Origin of the sequence: Nocardia vaccinii NBRC 15922 (assembly GCF_001613305.1) — a bacterium.
In the GTDB taxonomy this organism is placed as follows: domain Bacteria; phylum Actinomycetota; class Actinomycetes; order Mycobacteriales; family Mycobacteriaceae; genus Nocardia; species Nocardia vaccinii.
In genome coordinates, this window is record NZ_BDCC01000067.1 from 1 (window position 1) to 17,305 (window position 17,305).

Consider the following 17,305-nt stretch of genomic DNA (forward strand, 5'->3'; position numbering starts at 1 on the left):
ATTAGGCGCACTGGGTCATCATCGACTGGGTCATCATCGACTCGTCTCGACCGCCCCCGCGCTGCGTGCAACGGCGCGGGGGCTTCGAGTCGGCCGGTGGCAGGATATCGAATCCCATCTGTCCTGTCGCCGTCTGCTGCACAGTAGGTCGTGCCGCCACCGGCCGCGGCGAGGAGCGATCCGCACGCCTTCCACACCGAGATCATGTATCCGATCACGCCGGAGACCGAGCGGAGCATCCACGGCTTCTGTTCCATCGCAAGGGGTTTCGTGCTCGGAAGTGGCGGTCACCGAGCTTCGGACACGATCGCACCGTGGTGTCGCCGGATGCCACCGCTGTGGACCTTCTCCCGCGGGCACTCGCCGCCGAGCCGGCCCGTTGTCGGACGCTGTCGATCGGTATCGACGCCGGTGGTCTCGGCGTGCGGCGGCTACTTCGGCTCGGCCGAACGTCCTGCGCTGCCGCCGGGAGCGCGGTCGGTGCCGCGAGATCGGTTGCGGCACTGCGAGTCCGGTACTCGGATGACAAGGCGATGCCTGGCGAGCATCATGCGTCGCGGGCGGCCCGATCCGTGCGGAATGCGTCGATGTTGCGCGTGCACCAGTCGGTGAAGGTTCGAGGTCGGCGACCGAGCAGGCGTTCGATGGTATCGGTGCGAAATCCGGTGGTGTCCTGGCGCATGAGGGTGAAGCCTTCGAGGATCGCGGCGGCCAGGGCCGGGGGTGCGCCGTTGGGGTATCGGGACGCGACGGCCTGCTCAGGGGTGGCGGCCTCGCGCACTTCGATGTCGCGGCCGATCACCGCCGCGATGACGGCGATCTGTTCGGCGATGGTGAACGTCTCGTCCCCGGTGAGGTAGTACTCCTTGCCGTCATGGCTGTCCTCGGTGAGGGCCATGGCGGCGACCGCGGCGATATCGTGCGGATCGACCGGCGCGTATCGGCCGGGACCGGTGGGGTCGTCCACAACACCGCCGGCGCGGATGGCGGGCGCCCATTCCAGGGCGTTGGTCATCAAGCCGCCCGGTCGCAGGATCGTGTAGGGGATGCCCGCGGCTTTCACGATGGTCTCGCGTTCGTGGTGCCAGCGCCCCATCCCGGGTATCGGATCGCCCATCACGTTGTAGGACGACAGCAGCACGATCCGGCCGACCCGGGCCGCCCGCGCCGCGGCGACCATGTCGCGGGTGTGGTCGATGCCGACCCCCGGAACGAGCAGAAACAGGCGATCCACACCGTCCAGCGCCGGTGCGTAGGTGCTCGGGTCGTCCAGGTCGCCGACCACGCGGTGAGCGAGCTCGGGCAAGCCGTCGGCACGTCGTGGATCGCGGACGAAGATGCGGAACTCGACGTCCTCGGCGGCAAGGGCGGGCACGAGTTCGCGACCGATGTTTCCGGTTGCTCCGGTGAGAAGTATCATCACAACTCCATTCGTTAGCCGTCTATCGAAAAAAACGATAGACGGCTAACGATATGATGGCAAGCGTACTGCCGCCGGCGGTGTCGTCCCAGCTCAGGAGGTTTGATGCCCGCGTTTCTCGACCTGCACAGCCGGACCTCGAAGCTGTTGCGTGCACTGGTGGAACGCAGCGTGCGCCCATACGGGCTCTATCCGGGTCAGGATTTGGTGCTCGGTGTGCTCTGGGACCGCGACGGCCGCACCCCCGGCGAGGTCGCTGCCGCGCTGAACGTCACCACGCCGACGATCGTGAAGATGGCCAACCGCATGACCGAGACCGGATTACTGACCCGGCGTGGTGACACCGCCGACAACCGGCTCGTCCGGCTGTGGCTCACCGACAAAGGACATGAGCTTCGCGAGCACGTCGAATCCAGCCGGACATCGCTGGAGAATCTGATCACCGCGGATCTCACCGAAACCGAACGCCGATGCCTGCTTGCCGCCCTCGAGAAGGTCCATCATTCCGCAACCAGGTTGCTGGAACAGCCGCACACCTGAACGCGAAGGCCGGTGGCTCGGAAGGCAGTGTGTCGGGCCGTCGCTCCTTCGGTCAGTCGGGCCAGGGCGAGTTCTGGATGATGTCGACGAAGTCGATGTGCTGGTGACCGGGGACGAAGTGGGTCAGGACGTCGTCGTTGACGGTGCCGAAGGCCGATTCCGGTTTGGGTGCGATGCCGTCGGTGAACGCGTGGAGAATGTCGTGTTTGAAGTGGGGGCGGGGGTGCAGCGCGGTGACCGCGAGGCGGTCGGCCTCGTCGACGTCGTGGTAACCGATGCCCAGGACGTCGTATTCGACACCCGCGGTCACCAGCGCCACCTCGGGTTCCAGATGCTCGGGGATGCCCGGGGTGGTGTGCAGGGCGATGGCTGTCCAGACCCGCCGGATGCTGTCCTCGGGGACGTCGTGGCCGCGCAGAAAACGGCGGGCCTCGTCGGCGCTGTCGACCTCGAAGCGGTGGCCGCTGTGGTGGAACCGCTCGCCCAGTCCGATGTCATGGAACATGGCGCCGACATAGAGCAGTTCGGGGTCGAAGCTCAGGTCGCGATTGCGTCCCTGCAAACTCCCGAACCAGTACACGCGACGGGAATGGTGATAGATCAGATCACTGGTGCTCTCGCGGACGAGCTCGGTGGTCTCGCGGGCGAGTCTCGTGTCCGGGATCGTGATTCCGGCAACGGAATCGGTTGTGAGAGTCATTGTTACGCCTTCGGTGTCGAAATTCGGCTCAGCTGTGGAGGTTTCGAACGCTTTTCTCGATTCGGCCGCCAACTTCCGCATCGATATTGCGCCAGTACCGGAACGCGCGAGCGAGTACGGGCTCGCTGACTCCAGCCGCGAGATGGCCGGAGACGTTGTCCACCAACCGGTTTCGTTGCGCATCGTCCATCACGCGGCGCACCAGTTCGCGGGCCGGGCCGTAGTCGTCGTCGGCGGGGTGCAGGGTGTTCGCCGCGCGTACCATCTCGCCGTCGACGTGCCAGCCGTTGTCCACCGGGCCGGTGGTGGCCGCGCTCGGTCCGCCCTTGGAATTGGGTGCGTATACCGGATCGGTGGCGTAGCGGTAACGCATCTGCCCGGCAGTGCTGTAGCTGTGCGGCGGGGTGAGTGTGGTGTTGACCGGGAGCTGGTTGTAGTTGACGCCGATGCGGGCGCGGTGCGCATCGGGATAGGCGAACATGCGCCCCAGCAGCATCTTGTCCGGGCTCGGGCCGATGCCGGGCACCATATTGCTCGGTTCGACGGCCAACTGCTCGATCTGCGAGTGGTAGTCCTGCGGGTTCCGGTCCAGAATCATTCGCCCGACCTCGTGTAGCGGGTAGTCCGCGTGCGGCCACACCTTGGTCAGATCGAAGGGGTTGAACCGGTATCCCGCTGCGTCCGCGTAGGGCATGATCTGCACCTTCAGCGTCCAAGCCGGATAGTCGCCCCGGTCGATCGCGGTCCACAGGTCCCGGGTGTGGAAATCGGAATCCGACCCGGCGAGGGCGTCCGCCTCGGCCTGGGTCAGGCATTCGATACCTTGATCACTGATGAAGTGGTACTTCACCCAGAACCGCTCACCCCTCGCGCTGACCCACATGTACGTGTGGCTGGAGTAGCCGTTCATATGTCGCCAGCTGCGCGGGATGCCACGGTCACCGAACAGCCACGCGACCTGGTGAGCCGATTCGGGCGATAGCGTCCAGAAGTCCCACTGCATGTCGTGATCGCGCAGGTTGTTGTCGGCCCGGCGCTTCTGTGACCGGATGAAGTGCTGAAACTTCATCGGGTCGCGGATGAAGAACACCGGGGTGTTGTTGCCGACCATGTCGTAGTTGCCCTCGGATGTGTAGAACTTCAACGCGAACCCGCGTGGATCACGCCACGTGTCGGGACTGCCGTGCTCCCCGGCCACGGTGGAGAATCGGGCCACCAGGCCGGTCTCCGCGCCGGGCTGGAACAGCGCAGCCTTGGTGTATCCGCTGACGTCGCCGGTGATTTCGAACCGGCCGAAGGCGCCGCCCCCTTCGCATGTGGCTGCCGTTCGGGTACGCGCTCGCGGTTGAAGTTGGCCATCTGCTCGATCACGTAGTGGTCGTGCAGCAGAATCGGGCCGTCGGGGCCGACGGTGAGCGAATGTTCGTCGGAGGCGACCGGGATACCCGCCTCGGTAGTGGTCCGGTGCGTATGCTCGGATGTCATCTCATCATCTCCTCGATCGGTGTGGATGGATACCGTGCATGCAGCTTCTCGCGCCGCTCGGCTTGCCCGCCCCGCGATCTGGGCCAGGCATCCCACAGATCGAGACCTGTTGCGCGAACCCGGCCATCCACCCGGTGAGCAGGTCCGCACATCGCAGTGAGCAGGTCTGCACACCGCACCGGAAATTCGCGCGTCCGGCGGCGTTTTCTGCTGCCCTACAGGTTGTTTCGCGCCATGAAACTCCGTGCGTCGCCGGCTTCGGGATCGACGAACACGATGTCATCGGGGCGTCGCCGGGGCACATCGACGGACAATACGACGAAGGGATGAGTGGTGATCCTCGGGAATCCGTGGATCTGCGTGCGTGCGAAGCGTAGGAACATACCCGGCCGGGCCTGGCTGTCCCTGCCGTCGAGATGGAACACCCCTTCGCCGCTGACCACGTACAGGTGCTCATCGCAATCATTGTGGTAGTGCAGCGGAAGGGTGCGGTAGATCCGGAAAATCCGGCTGCTGGCCGCGGGAAAGTCGCTGAAATAAATGTCGGTCAGCATCGACTCCGAAGATTCGGGCAGCTTGCCGATTTCGGCGAATACATCGAAGATCTGCCGAGAATTGTTCGATTGAGGTACGAAATCAGCGCTCACTGCGCCTCCTTTTTTTCCTGCCTCGCCCGGGATGGCGTTGCGCCGCCGTGGACCTCGCGCGAGGTGGCCGGTGCTCCCTGGTTCGTGCCGGAGTCGGTGCCCACGGCACCGCTCAGGAGCGGATGCCGTCCAGGACGATATCGACGATGTCCTCGACGAAGGTGCGGTCGAGTGGGGCGTGGCCGTGCATCAGGCGGTGGTAGATGGGGCCGTAGAGCAGGTCCAGGACGGTTTCGGTGTGTGTGCGGGCGGGGATTTCACCTCGGGCGATGGCTTGCTGCAGGATCAAGCGTCCGTGGTCACGGCGCTGGTCCAGGAAGCGGGCGCGGTAGGTGAGTGCGAAGTCGGGGTCGGTGCGTACCTGGACGAGCAGGCCGGCGATCACGCGCCCGTAGGGTCGTTGGGTGATCAGTTCGGTCCACGGCCACAGCAGGTTTCGCAGATCATCACGCAGTGATCCGGTATCGGGCGGCGAGGGAACCGACTCCCATTCCCGATACAGGGCGTCCATCGCGAGGGTTTCCTTACCGGGCCACCAGCGGTAGATGGTGGCCTTGCTGACCCCGGCCGCCGCAGCTACGAGGTCCATGTTCATCGCGGCGACCCCGTGGTCGAGCAGCGAATCCATCGCCGCGTCCAGGATCGCCTCGCGGGCTCTCTCGTTGCGAGGCCGGCCGCGGCGCGCGGTTGTGGGGGCATCGGTCACGGCCGGCTCCCGATGGGGTTGCCGGTCGCCGGCATTCGGCCGTGCAGGGCTGCGTACAGCCCGGCCAGGTCCCGGTTCGCGTAGCCGTGGTCCACGGCGAGGTCGACGGCGTCGCGGGCGACTGTGGCGGTGGCCATGCGCATTCCGAGACCGGCCGCGGTGTCGGCGGCGAGATGCAGGTCCTTGCGCATGGCCCGCATTTCGAACCACGCATGTTCGGGTAGGTGCAGAGCCATCGGCGCGCGTACCTGCAACGCGGGTGATCCGATGGCGCTGTCGGTCATGACCGACGCGGCCTGTGCGGGGTCGATCCCTGCCTTCTCGGCCAGCAGCAGTGCTTCACTGAAGGCGAGGATCTGACTGGCGAGGCTGACGTTGATCGCCAATTTGAGTGTCAGGGCCTGGGTTCGGGTGCCGACATAAGCGACCTGCCGGCCCAGCCGGTACAACAGCGGTTCTATCGCGCTGACCACGCCGAACGGCCCGCCCGCCATGATGACGAGGCTGCCCTCGGCGGCAGCGGGCACACTGCCGGATACCGGCGCGCTGACCATGTGAGCTCCCCGGGACTCGACCTTGTCGGCGAGTACCGAAACTGTGCCGGGCCCGACCGTGCTCATGTCGACCACGACCTGCCCCGGGCGCACTCCGGCGAGGATCCCCTCGGGGCCCTCGTGGACCGCCCGCAATGCCGCGTCATCGGACACCATGGTGAAAACGACGTCCACCGAACGGGTGACCTGGCGAGGGGTATCTCGCCAAATCATGCCGCGCGCAACGAGATCGGCGGCTTTCGCGGGTGTGCGGTTGGTGCCGCACACGGTGTTGCCATCGAGCAGACGGCGCGCGAAGCGACTCCCCATAGCTCCCAGGCCGACGAAACCTATTGTCGCCATGCGTATTCCCTTCCCATCCTGGATGCCGGCGCGATCCTGCGCGGACGTGGTGATCGCTGTGCTGTGGCCCCGGCCGGACGATTGCGGTTGCTCGGATCGGCCCCGGCACTTCTGCGCACCGTTCGGCCTCTCTGTCAATTACGGTACTGCGAGTTGTGTATATCGCCAGGAGTGATACGCGAACGTAACTATGCGGTCGTCGTTGTAACTGTGCTGCAACGCGAGCCACAGGTTGCTCTGAGTATGAGCAGGTCCGGCCCGCCTACCGTCGCTTATACGACTCTCTGAGTTTCGGAAAGGTGGGGTCCCATGCCCGATATGACGAACCTGGCCACGATCGGCGCCGACGTCCCGCGCGCGGACCCGGTACCCGATGTCGCCCGCAGACTCGCGGTCGAGGCGATCGGCACGTTCTTCCTGGTCTTCGCCGTCGGCGCCACCGCGCGCAGCGGAACAGTGCTGGCACCGCCGGCCGCCGGGGTCGTGCTGATGGTGATGGTGTTCGCGGGCGAGCGAGTATCCGGCGGCCATTACAACCCCGCGGTCACCTTCGCGGTGCTCGTGCGGGGCAGGATCCGGTCCGGCGCGGCCTGCGGCTACTGGCTCACACAGCTGATGGCCGGACTGGTCGCCGCGCTGGTCGTTCCGATGATGGTCGGCTCGCGTACGCCACATCACATCGACCCCACCGGCCGAGGGCTGGCCGACTCCCTCGCGGCGGAACTACTGTTCACCTTCGCACTGGCCTTCGTGGTGCTCAATGTCACCGCCGGTGGGTCACGTTTTCCCAACCCGTGCCAGGGCCTGGCGATCGGATCCACCGTCGCCGCGGGGGCGGTCGTCGTCGGCGGGATATCCGGTGGCGCCTTCAATCCGGCCGTCGTCCTGGGCGCCATCACGATGAACCTGTTCGCGCCCACCACGCTGCTGTACCTCCCCGCCCAGCTCGCGGGTGCGGGAGCAGCGGGTCTCACGTGCCGGTGGCTCTACCCCAGCGACAAGCCGGATCGGTCGCGCAGTGCGCTGTGGAAGCGGTGCCGATAGGCGCGTGGTGATACGCCGAAGTGTTGCAGGAACGCCCTGCGGAGTGTTTCCGAGCTGCCGAACCCGCTGTGTTGGGCAGCGACGGTCACCGATTCCCCGGCGTCGAGTAGGTCTTTGGCGGTGTTGAGCCGAATCAGCTCGACGTATTTCGCAGGGGTGGTGTCCAGTTCGTCGCGGAACATCCGGGTGAGGTGGCGAGGGCTGAGGTGGACGAGCGCGGCCAGGGCGGCGACCGAGTAGTCGCCGTCGGGTCGGGCTGCGATGGTGGCGCACAGTTCGTGCAATTGCGCGGTGCGCGGTGCGGGGGCTCGCATCGCGGGGGAGAACTGGGATTGGCCGCCCGGGCGTTGCAGGAACACCACGAGCGAGCGCGCGACCTCGCGGGCCAACTCCGGACCATGGTCACGTTCCACCAGAGCCAGCGACAGGTCTATGCCGGCGGTCACGCCCGCGCAGGTCAGGACAGGGCCGTCGGTCACATAGATCGCATCGGGCTCCACTCGGACGGACGGGTAGGCACGGGCGAGAGTGCGGGCGTACTTCCAGTGGGTGGTGACCCGGCGGCCGTCGAGCAGACCCGCGGCTGCCAGGATGAACGCGCCGGTACAGATGGAGGCCGTCTGCCGGGCGTGTCGGTGCAATGCTGTGGCCGCGGCGGTGAGCTGCGGATCGATCGGGTGGGTGGGGAGCGCGTCGCCGCCGGCCACCATCGCCACGTCCAGGTGTGCGGCGCCGGCTGCGGGCGTGTCGACGCTGATCCGCAGGCCGGTCGAGGTGGAAACGTCGCGGCCGTCGGGCGAGCACATCACCAGCCGGTAGTGCGCGCCGAATCGGTTGGCCTCCTGGAAGACCTCGCTGGGACCGGCGACGTCGAGCAACTTCACGCCGTCGAACGCGAGGATGCCGATACGCCGCTCGGTGTCCACCGATGTCTCCTCACGTCCGGATTCGCGCGATGCCCGGCGCGGATCACCGGTCGCGGGGCCCGCACCGCGCGAGATGCTGCAATCACCGTAATCGACGCCGTTGAGGCTGGAGCCGGGTAGCTGACCATCGTGGTGTTGCGCCCGAACCGGAACGGCGACGGCGCTTGACCCTGACGCTGCGTCGGGGTTGCAGCCTTGCGTCATGACGAAGAACATCGCTTCCGCAGCTCGGCCCGTTCCGCCGATCGGAGGATTTCAGGAGGTCGAGGGCCGCCGGGTTTTCGTGCATCGGCTGGGTAGTGGCGGGCCGGCCGTCGTGTTCCTGCCGGGTTCGGGCGCGGTCGGCCTGGACTATTTCGCTGTCCAGCAAGGGGTTTCGCAGTTCTGCACCGCGGTGGTGTACGACCGTGGCGGCAGCGGGTACAGCGATCCGGTTCCGCTGCCGCGCAGCGCCGCGGCGGTCGCGACCGAACTGCGCGAGTTGCTGCACACCCTGGACCTCGCCGCACCGTACGTGCTGGTCGCGCACTCCCTCGGCGGCGCCTACGCGCACCGGTTCACGCAGTTGTACCCGCACGAGGTGGCCGGGCTGGTCTGGGTGGATGGCTTTCACCGCGACTGGGCGAACTTCATGCCCGCCGCGGCGGCACCGGAGGCTGTCCAGCAGACAGCACCCGGTCCCGAGCAGATCCGGCGGATGCGCTCGGCGCTGCGCGAGATGTTCGCCGAACTGGTCGCGGACTACCCGCGGCATATGCGGCAGCCGCTGATCGAAGCCCATGCCGGCGACGACTGGCTCCGGGTCGGCGTCGCCGAGCGCGGCACTCTGCGTGCCCTCGCCGACGAATTGCGCACCGGGCCCGACATTCCCGACGTCCAGGTGGTCGCGCTCACCGCGCAGAGCATCGACCCCGGCCCACAGGTGCCGATGCCGGAGCAGACGATCCGTGCGATGCACGAGGGTATGAGCAGGATGGCCGCGGCGATGGTGAGCACGGTGTCGTTCGGGGAACATCGCATCGTGTCCGGCGTCGGACACAACCAGCTGTGCTTCACACGTCCCGACGCCGTGGTCCAGGCGATCCGCGACGTCCTCGACCGGGTGGTCCGCGCCTAGACTCGGGTGGCCACGTTTCCCGAAGACCGGAGGCACACGGTGCTCACGATCGGCCAGCTCGCGGCGACCGCGGGCGTGACTGTGCGCACCGTGCGCCACTACCACCAGGTCGGCCTCTTGCCAGAGCCCGAGCGTGACGCCTCCGGCTACCGCCGTTACACCGCGCAGGCGGCGGTGGATCTGGTCCGGATCAGGACTCTTGCCGATGCCGGAGTGCCCCTGGCCCGGATCGATGCGCTGCTGCACGCGCAACCAGCCGAATTCGCGACCGCCATTGCCGACATCGACGCCGCATTGCGGGCCAAGATCGATCAGCTCACCGAGCATCGCCGCCGCATCGCCGAATTGGCAAGCGGCGAAGAGCTTGTCCTGCCGCCGGAAATGGTCGACATTCTGAACCGGCTGCGCGGTCTCGGAGTCAGCGAGCGCACCGTACGGCTCGAGCGCGACTGGTCGATCCTGTTGCAGGCATCGGACCCGCACGCGATGCCGCAGTGGATACGGGACAAGAACGCCGGTTTCGAGGAGCCCGAGAAGATGCGCCTGTATCTCGCGTGTGATCGGTGCGTCGGCTGGGATCCGCACGATCCGCGCGTGGATCGGCTGATCGATGACCTGGAGACATGGGAAATCGAACACGAAGGCCGCAGCAGCCAGCCGGAGCAGCCGACGCCGCTGTTTTCCCTGGTACTCGGGCAATCACCGGCCTGGCATCGAATCCTCGCCACGCTCGCGCGCCGTGCCGAGCGGCGCCGAACCGCGATGACCGACAACTGACCGTCACACTCCGGACAGCAATCCGCTGTCGCGGTGTCTGTGGTCAGTTCTTCCTGGTCAGGGAGCCCGAGGTCATCATGAACGGGGTGCTGTGATCCTGTCCTGCGAGGATGGCGGTTTGGTGTCGCGCGTCGCTCGCGATCGACCAGAACGTCAGCGACGTCGCGCCGCAGAGCTGCGTGGCCGGGGAGAGCTCCGCGGTATTCCCGTGGGCCTGGAAGGTCCAATCGCAGCCGTCAGCGGTATGCGCGGTGACGGCGCTGCCCGCCGATGGTGTGAAGGTGACCGGCCCGGACAAGGGGGCGGGCGTGAACGGAAGGGGAATGAAGTAGGAATTGGTGGCGGCGTTGGTGGGGAACGGCCCGCGGTCGAAGGTCCAGGTCCCGCTGAAGCGCCGCGCGGTGTCGGTCCGGGTACTTGCGGCGGCGTTGGTGCGCCGGCCGTCGACCAGATCGAATCCGAAGGTACCGGGGCCGAGATAACTGTTGGCGTGCAGGGTTTCTCGCTCGACGTCGCCATGGACGGTGACCCGCCAGCGGTCGATGTTGTAGCCGGATCCGATCACGTGGTTGAAGCAGTACTGGGTGGCGGAGGTCAATTCCAGCGCATCCTGCACCGGCCGGAAATGCCAGGTGCAGCCCTGATCGGTGTGGCCGAGGACCTCCCTGTCGGCGCCGCGAGTGAAGGTAACGGTGCCGATCTGTGGAATGTCGGGCCGGTATCCGAACAGGTCCATGGTGGCGATGTTGGTTCTGCCGGCGCGGTCCGGCTGATCGTAATTCCATGTGCCCAGGTAGTTTTCGATGGATCCGGTCGTCTGCGCGGACGCGGTGGAATGCGCGTCGGCCGGTACCGGAGTGGTCACGAGGGTCAATGCCAGGGCCGCGGTGGCGGTGAGCCGGCTCCAACTGCGGGACATGAGGTCTCCTGGAATGATTCCGAGTGTTTCGAGCGTCGACACCATGACGAGGCGGGCGGCGAAAAAGTTACCGTGCGGGACCGGTAACTTTTCGCCCCGCCGTTTCGTCGTAATGGGTGTGGAGACTCAGGGCGACCGGTTCGCCGCGTTGTGGGATACGCATCGTGCCTACGTAGTGGACCTTGCGTTCCGAATGCTCGGTGACATCGCGGAGGCGGAAGATGTCGCGCAGGAGGCGTTCCTGCGCCTCTCACGCGCTCGCACCGGCGAACTGGACAACGTCCGCGGTTGGCTGACCGTGGTGACCGGACGCCTGTGTCTGGACATGATGAACAGCGCCCGGACCCGGCACGAGCGCCCCGGCGCCGCAGAGCTGCTGAATTCGGCGGTCTCGCCGGACCTCGACCCGGCCGACCGGGTCACGCTGGACGATCACGTTCAGTCGGCGCTGGCGATGGTACTGCAGCGACTGAATCCGCCCGAACGGGTGGCGTTCATCCTGCACGACGTGTTCGCGCTGCCCTTCGAGGAGATCGCGGCGATCCTGGGCCGTCCTGTCGGTACGTGCAGGCAGCTGGCGCGGCGGGCGCGGACGAAGATCACCCGAGCGGCGGCAGGTCCCCCGGCCGGAACGGCGGATCGCGCAGCCATCGGAGCCGACCTCGGAATCGACGCGGTCGACCGAGCCGCGGCCTCGACGCAGCGGGTCGTCCTGGACCGGTTCATCGCGGCCTGCTCCGGCGGCGGCCTCGACGCTCTGCTGACCGTGCTGGCCCCCGACGCCTGGGGTTCGGCGACCTTTGTCGGGGGGTCACTGCCGACACCGCAGGATACCCACAGCGCGACGGCCGTGGCGTCGAACCTGCTGCGCTACTTCGGATCCGGCACGACGCTGGTATCGCACCCGGCGCCCGCGACCGTGGCAGTCCTGGCATACCGCGACCGCCTGCTGTACGGCATGCTCGTGCTCACGGTGCGCGGCGACCGGGTGGCAGGCATCGAGGCGATCGTCGACCCGACGATCGCCATCGCATGAGACCGACCTACCGGCGCCCGCCTGTTCGCGCGCCGAGACGCACCGATCGCTCTCGCGGTAGTGCGGCTGCCGGCCACGTCGATCTTCGAGACACTTCCGCTGCCGGTTCGAACCGCGGCGGGCTGCGACAGCGCCGGGCGCGCTAGCGATACGAGCCGCTGACGAAGCCGTCGGGGCGGACCAGTACCGTCCCGTACGGCCAGCCATCCACGAGGTGCACCGGAACGTCGGCTTGCACGCCGGGATCGGCCGTGAGTACGCACCACTGCGATCCGACGAGATCCAGCGTGGACACCCCGTCGGTCACCCACATGTGCGGCAGGCGGGATCCCGGCGAGCCGTCGAGGTCGAGGGCGACGTCCTCGGTGGAGGGGAGCTCCGCGCCGCCGTACCGGTAGCCCATGTGCACCACCGGCGCGTTGATCGCTCCCGCCGCTTTGCGCGCCTCTGCCATGTCCTTTCCCCAGTGCAGGGAGGGATCGTCGAACCGCAGGCGCGCCTGCTCCATCGTCATGAGGGCCACCGGATGACGTTCGGTGTGATAGGTCTCCAGCAACTCGGGTCCGGCCGCACCGCGCAGTACGTGCGCGAGCTTCCAGGCCAGATTGTGCGCGTCGGCGATGCCGGCGTTCAATCCGAACGCGCCCAGTGGCGGGATCGCGTGCGCGGCGTCACCCACCAGGAAGACCCTCCCGGTGCAGAGCCGGTCGGCCACCTGGCCGCGACCCCGGAACCTCAGCACACTGCGGATCTCCACCTCGATCGACGGGTCGCCCAGCGCGGTGCGGATGAGGTCGGGAGTCGGCTCGGAGTCGGTGCGGGTGAGGAACACCCACTCGCGTTCGCCGTCGACGGTCACCAGCAGGCCGGTCGCGTCCGGATGCTCGATATTGCACATTGCGAATGGCTTGCGCGGACGCAGATCAGCAGTGAACAGGACGCTCGTGGTCTCGTGTCCGATCACACCGGGACCGGTGAGGCCGGTGCCGAGGATCTGCCGAACCCGGCTGCGCACACCGTCGGCCGCCACCAGATAACGCGCCCGCACGACACGCCCGTCGGACAGGGTCGCCGTGACGCCGCCGGAATCTTGCTCGAACGAGTCGAGCGCCACGCCGAATTCCACGTCGCCGGCCTTGGTGAACAGCACGCGGTCGAGCCGGTTCTGTGCGCAGGTGCCACGGATCCGGGCCGGTGTGTAGGTGAGCTCGGCCGCGATTCTCGTCTTCCACTCCGCGCCTTCGGTGAAGTCGGCCTCGGCGAGCGTGCGCCCCCTGATCTTCCCCGCCCGCAAATCGACCGCGGCCTCGTTGACCGCGTGATCCAGGCCGACCTCGCGCAGGATCTCCACCGACCGCGACCCGATGCCGGTGGCCCGGGGATGGGGCGACAGCTCCGGCTTCTCCTCGACGACGAGGGGCTTGACGCCGTGGTGGCGTAACAGCACCGCGAGCATCAGCCCGACCGATCCGCCGCCGGCGATCAAAATATCAGTGGGTACAGTGTGCCCGTTCATGGGCACACTGTACCCACACCGGTAAACTCTGTCCATGTCGCTTATCTGGGAGCGTGATCCGTACCGGTCGACAAGGCGGGCCCTGAGCCTGGAGCGCATCGTGGACGCGTCCGTCGCCATCGCCGACGCCGAGGGGCTCGACGCGCTGTCGATGCGCCGCGTCGCTGCCGAGCTGTCGACCGGCACAACCTCGCTCTACCGCTACGTGGACAGCCGCGACGACCTGCTCGACCTCATGGCCGATGCGGTACAGGACGACCGCGTGCCGCTGACGGGAGACTGGCGCGCCGACCTCGAGGCCTACGCCCACCACGAGCGCGAGCTGTGGTTGCGCCACCCCTGGCTCGCCCCGCTGCTGGCCACCAAACCATCGCTCGGTCCCAACTGGCTGCGCGCCCTGGAACACGCCCTCACCGCGGCCGTACCGCTGACCTCCGACATCGCCGACGCAGCCTCGGCCGTCGGACTGATCAGGGACTATGTGCGCGGCGCGGTCATGCGCGAGCTCGCCGAGAAGCAAACTCAGCGGCGAACCGGTCGGACCGAGGAACAGTGGCGCGCCGCCGTCGCCCCCTATATGCGCAAGGTCATCGAGAGCGGCGCATACCCCTTGGTTTCGCGCATGACCAAATCCGTCGACCTGAGCCCGGCGGAACAGTTCTCTTACGGCTTGCGCCGCATCCTCGCCGGGATCGCGGACTCACAGCAGACAGCAGACTGATCACCACACTGCTGAACAGGCCGACCTGAGCGGCATGATCGCGCGTTCGGTCGAGTCATCTTGCCATTGACAATCCATATCCCACTATGGAATATGGTGGAGTCGGTAGACGGTCCGCCGTCGCCCTCTCGAGCGAAAGAGCGAGCTATGCCCACGCTTCCGTGGATGACAGTCGGCACACCCACTACGCACGAGGTTCAATGCATGGCCTCGCGCCTCGAGGTCAAGTCGCTGCGCAACGCACCCGGCTTCCTGATCGCTTCACTGGCGCTGTGGTGGCAGGCCCGCCGCTCCCCGGGGGTGCTCGGTGTGGCCTTGAAGGCGGAGATGCTGGAGTGCACATTCTGGACCTGTTCGGCTTGGGACAACAAGGCGGCCATCTACGCCTACGCAGGCTCCGAGCCGCATAAGTCGACTGTCGAGCGCAAGCGAAAAGTCATGCGAGACGCGACCTTCGTGTTCTTCAACGCTCCGGTGGACGAGTTGCCCTTGTCGTGGGGCGAGATCCGCCGACGGATTGCAGCGCAACGCGATTCGGCACAATCGGGCCACGAGCCTGGGCAGTGACCAGGTCCGACGTAACACTGTCGGCGCGCGACTCGACTCGGCTGCGTGACCTCGGGGGCTGCGGAACCGAAAATGGTCAGTGGCCTGCTCGGCGGTAGTCGCGAACAAGCTCGGCGGGTCAGATTTGCAAAGAGTCTTTGCAAACTTGCTTGGCATGCGTTACGGTCTGAGTCATGGCCGGTCAGCCTCCTTCTCGGACTATCACGGACGTCGCTGTCTTGCGTTTGCTCGCGCATCCGCTGCGGCGCCGGATCGAGGAACAGTTGCGCCGTGGGCCGGTGAACGCGACCTCACTGGCGCAGGCGCTGGGCGAGAGCACCGGACTTACCAGCTACCACCTGCGTCAGTTGGCCAAATACGGTTTCATCGAAGAGGTTCCGGAACTGGCCAACGGCAAGGAACGGTGGTGGCGTGCGGTGCCCGGCGACCGCCGCTATCCGGCCTATACCGAGCAGACCGACGAGATGCGTGCGGCCACTGCGGAAATGACCCGGCACAACCTCGCCGAGTTGGTCGAACTGTACGACACCTACGAACGGGAGGCTCCCGGGCTCGGCGCGTGGGCCGATGCATTCCTGTTCTCCCGTGCCACGATTCGCGTCGACACGGCGCGGCTGCGGGAGTTCTTCGAGGAGTACATCCAGCTCGTCCAACGGTACGGTACGACCGACGACACCGGTGGCGACCGGAAAGCGGTGCTGCTGCGCCTGTTCGGGTTTCCCGAAATCTGAATCCCGAGGCGAGAGACCATCCATGTACCACACCTGTTCGCGGTCGTGCGGCCGGTTCGCCGTCGCCTGCCTGCTTCTGCTGGCCCTGTCGATCCTGCCGACCGGACGCGCCACTGCCGCAACCGCTTTCGACTGCACCGGCTTCACCTGCACCGACGTCAGCTTCACCGGCGGCGGCGGGCTCATCCTGCACGGCACCGTAATCGGCTCGACCACAACGCAAACCCGGACGCCCGGGATCGTCCTGGTGGCCGGCGCTGGTGCGGGACCGCGCACGGAATACCAGTCCGAAGCCCGCGCCTTCGCCGCGGCGGGCATCACGACGCTGGTCTACGACAAGCGCACGACCGGTTACTCGTTCGCTCATCGCGACATCGCAGTGCTCGCCGACGATGCCCTGGGCGCGGTCGAGACCCTGCGCCACACCGCGGGGGTGCGCGCGGATCAGGTCGGGCTGTGGGGATTCAGCGAGGGCGCCTGGGCCGCACCGCTCGCGGCATCCCGCAGTAGCAGCGTCGCATTCCTGGTCACGCTCGGCGCGTCCGGCTTCAGCCCGTTGCGCTCGCAAACCTGGAGCCTGGCCACGGCACTGCGTCACCGTGGAATCACCGGGTCGCTCGCCGAGACGATCGCTGGTCCCACGGCCCGTCTGCTCGGTGAGACGGGTGCGTTTCCCGAGGCGGACTTCGATCCGTTGCCCGCCCTGCGCGCCCTGCGCATTCCGGTACTGGCCATCTGGGGACAGCATGACGTGCAGGTTCCGCCCGCGGAAAGCGCTGCGGTACTGCGGAACACACTGACGGCCTCGCCCTCGGTCACCATCCGCTTCCTGCGCGGTGGCGCACATAACGGCCGCTCGACCAGCGACGGATTCGACCGTCTCGGAGCGCCGCCGTATGCGGGCGCGCCGCGTGGAGCCTTCGCCTCCGGCTATTTCGACACCATGACCGGCTGGGTGCGGCAGATAGCGGCCGGCAGCCCGCCGATCTCGTCCGCCGATGTCCCGCCACGGCAGACGATGGTCAGCGTCGATCCCGGGCGCGGCTGGTGGACCTCGGCGCGGATGCAGCTGGCTGTGCCGGCCGCCCTGATCCTCGGCTTCGCCGGTTGTCTGCGCTGGTCATTCACCGATCGCCGTTTCCGCGCCACCCGGACCACGAGCCGACTCGCACGCTCGCTGGCCTGCTCCGGTGTGTCAACGGTGTTCGCGACGGTCTTGTACGTGGTGTCGATCCTTGCCTTCGATGCGCGGACCGTCGGCCCGATCGTCGCGGCCCGGGCGCTGGCATGGCTGGGCCTGCAATTGCTCGCCCTGCTCACCACCGTGCTGCTGGCCGGCACCGCAATCGCCACGGCTCGCACCTATGCCGGCCCGCTCGTGCGGCGCCGGATCACGCTGGGCATCCTGCTGCTCTTCGGATGCCTCTGGCTCGCATGGGCAACCACTTGGGGTTTGCTCTCCGTCTGAAAGTCGCCGAACGACCATGCGCGCACTCGGTCTTCGACTGGTTGGCCTTCGCCGTTCTGCCCTTTGCCATTTCATCCCCTGGAACTGGG

17 protein-coding genes and 1 pseudogene are annotated in these 17,305 nt (G+C 67.0%); 9 read left to right on the plus strand and 9 right to left on the minus strand.

Annotated features, from left to right (window positions below; all coding sequences use genetic code 11):
• Positions 1-547: 547 nt before the first annotated feature.
• Positions 548-1,420 (minus strand): SDR family oxidoreductase, encoded by an 873-nt coding sequence (locus tag NV1_RS34630; protein ID WP_067901447.1) that lies wholly within the window; start codon positions 1,418-1,420, stop codon positions 548-550.
• Positions 1,421-1,525: 105 nt separating this feature from the next.
• On the opposite strand from NV1_RS34630, the gene NV1_RS34635 reads away from it, so the two are divergent.
• Positions 1,526-1,960: a MarR family winged helix-turn-helix transcriptional regulator gene (locus NV1_RS34635; protein WP_067901449.1), complete on the plus strand. Its 435-nt coding sequence runs from the start codon at positions 1,526-1,528 to the stop codon at positions 1,958-1,960.
• Positions 1,961-2,012: 52 nt separating this feature from the next.
• Here NV1_RS34635 and NV1_RS34640 read toward each other — a convergent pair whose 3' ends face one another.
• The 5 genes and pseudogenes from NV1_RS34640 to NV1_RS34660 form a co-directional block, all read right to left on the minus strand.
• Entirely contained in the window at positions 2,013-2,660 is a 648-nt protein-coding gene (locus NV1_RS34640) for an HD domain-containing protein (RefSeq protein WP_067901450.1), read from the minus strand.
• A 28-nt stretch (positions 2,661-2,688) separates the two neighbouring features.
• A pseudogene (locus tag NV1_RS34645) lies at positions 2,689-4,145 on the minus strand (catalase).
• 215 nt (positions 4,146-4,360) lie between these two features.
• Positions 4,361-4,792 (minus strand): cupin domain-containing protein, encoded by a 432-nt coding sequence (locus NV1_RS34650; protein WP_218027297.1) that lies wholly within the window; start codon positions 4,790-4,792, stop codon positions 4,361-4,363.
• Between the two features lie 112 nt (positions 4,793-4,904).
• Positions 4,905-5,498 carry a TetR/AcrR family transcriptional regulator gene (locus tag NV1_RS34655; RefSeq protein WP_067901453.1) on the minus strand — a complete coding sequence of 198 codons (594 nt, stop codon included), beginning with the start codon at positions 5,496-5,498 and terminating at the stop codon, positions 4,905-4,907.
• Positions 5,495-6,394 carry an NAD(P)-dependent oxidoreductase gene (locus NV1_RS34660; protein ID WP_067901456.1) on the minus strand — a complete coding sequence of 300 codons (900 nt, stop codon included), beginning with the start codon at positions 6,392-6,394 and terminating at the stop codon, positions 5,495-5,497. The genes NV1_RS34655 and NV1_RS34660 overlap by 4 nt, the downstream gene beginning before the upstream one ends.
• 309 nt (positions 6,395-6,703) lie before the next feature.
• Here NV1_RS34660 and NV1_RS34665 point away from each other — a divergent pair, with 309 nt between their 5' ends.
• Positions 6,704-7,438 carry an aquaporin gene (locus NV1_RS34665; RefSeq protein ID WP_245714083.1) on the plus strand — a complete coding sequence of 245 codons (735 nt, stop codon included), beginning with the start codon at positions 6,704-6,706 and terminating at the stop codon, positions 7,436-7,438.
• Here the strand turns inward: NV1_RS34665 and NV1_RS34670 are convergent.
• Positions 7,381-8,364 (minus strand): GlxA family transcriptional regulator, encoded by a 984-nt coding sequence (locus NV1_RS34670; protein WP_067901459.1) that lies wholly within the window; start codon positions 8,362-8,364, stop codon positions 7,381-7,383. The two genes, NV1_RS34665 and NV1_RS34670, sit on opposite strands and share 58 nt — an antisense overlap.
• A 202-nt stretch (positions 8,365-8,566) precedes the next feature.
• Between NV1_RS34670 and NV1_RS34675 the strand changes: the two genes are divergently transcribed.
• Together NV1_RS34675 and NV1_RS34680 are read left to right on the plus strand one after the other, a co-directional pair.
• Positions 8,567-9,481, plus strand: a complete 915-nt coding sequence (locus NV1_RS34675; RefSeq protein WP_067901462.1) for an alpha/beta fold hydrolase — start codon at positions 8,567-8,569, stop codon at positions 9,479-9,481.
• Between the two features lie 39 nt (positions 9,482-9,520).
• On the plus strand, positions 9,521-10,258 hold the full coding sequence (locus NV1_RS34680) for a MerR family transcriptional regulator (protein WP_067901631.1): 738 nt from the start codon (positions 9,521-9,523) through the stop codon (positions 10,256-10,258).
• A 43-nt stretch (positions 10,259-10,301) separates the two neighbouring features.
• Here the strand turns inward: NV1_RS34680 and NV1_RS34685 are convergent, their stop codons facing one another.
• Complete coding sequence (locus NV1_RS34685) at positions 10,302-11,177, minus strand: hypothetical protein (RefSeq protein ID WP_157117558.1); 876 nt, start codon at positions 11,175-11,177, stop codon at positions 10,302-10,304.
• Positions 11,178-11,289: 112 nt separating this feature from the next.
• Between NV1_RS34685 and NV1_RS34690 the strand changes: the two genes are divergently transcribed.
• A complete protein-coding gene (locus NV1_RS34690; protein ID WP_067901467.1) occupies positions 11,290-12,213 on the plus strand; it encodes a sigma-70 family RNA polymerase sigma factor in 924 nt (307 codons plus the stop codon).
• 142 nt (positions 12,214-12,355) lie between these two features.
• Here NV1_RS34690 and NV1_RS34695 read toward each other — a convergent pair whose 3' ends face one another.
• On the minus strand, positions 12,356-13,729 hold the full coding sequence (locus NV1_RS34695) for an FAD-dependent monooxygenase (RefSeq protein ID WP_067901470.1): 1,374 nt from the start codon (positions 13,727-13,729) through the stop codon (positions 12,356-12,358).
• Positions 13,730-13,763: 34 nt separating this feature from the next.
• Here NV1_RS34695 and NV1_RS34700 point away from each other — a divergent pair, with 34 nt between their 5' ends.
• From NV1_RS34700 to NV1_RS34715, 4 genes are all read left to right on the plus strand, one after another.
• Entirely contained in the window at positions 13,764-14,450 is a 687-nt protein-coding gene (locus tag NV1_RS34700; RefSeq protein WP_067901472.1) for a TetR/AcrR family transcriptional regulator, read from the plus strand.
• A gap of 147 nt (positions 14,451-14,597) precedes the next feature.
• Positions 14,598-15,017, plus strand: coding sequence for a hypothetical protein (locus tag NV1_RS34705; RefSeq protein ID WP_067901475.1), 420 nt, complete (start codon positions 14,598-14,600; stop codon positions 15,015-15,017).
• 218 nt (positions 15,018-15,235) lie between these two features.
• Positions 15,236-15,748, plus strand: coding sequence for a winged helix-turn-helix domain-containing protein (locus NV1_RS34710; RefSeq protein WP_218027298.1), 513 nt, complete (start codon positions 15,236-15,238; stop codon positions 15,746-15,748).
• A gap of 22 nt (positions 15,749-15,770) precedes the next feature.
• Positions 15,771-17,216, plus strand: coding sequence for an alpha/beta hydrolase family protein (locus tag NV1_RS34715; RefSeq protein WP_067901482.1), 1,446 nt, complete (start codon positions 15,771-15,773; stop codon positions 17,214-17,216).
• The last annotated feature ends 89 nt before the right edge of the window (positions 17,217-17,305 follow it).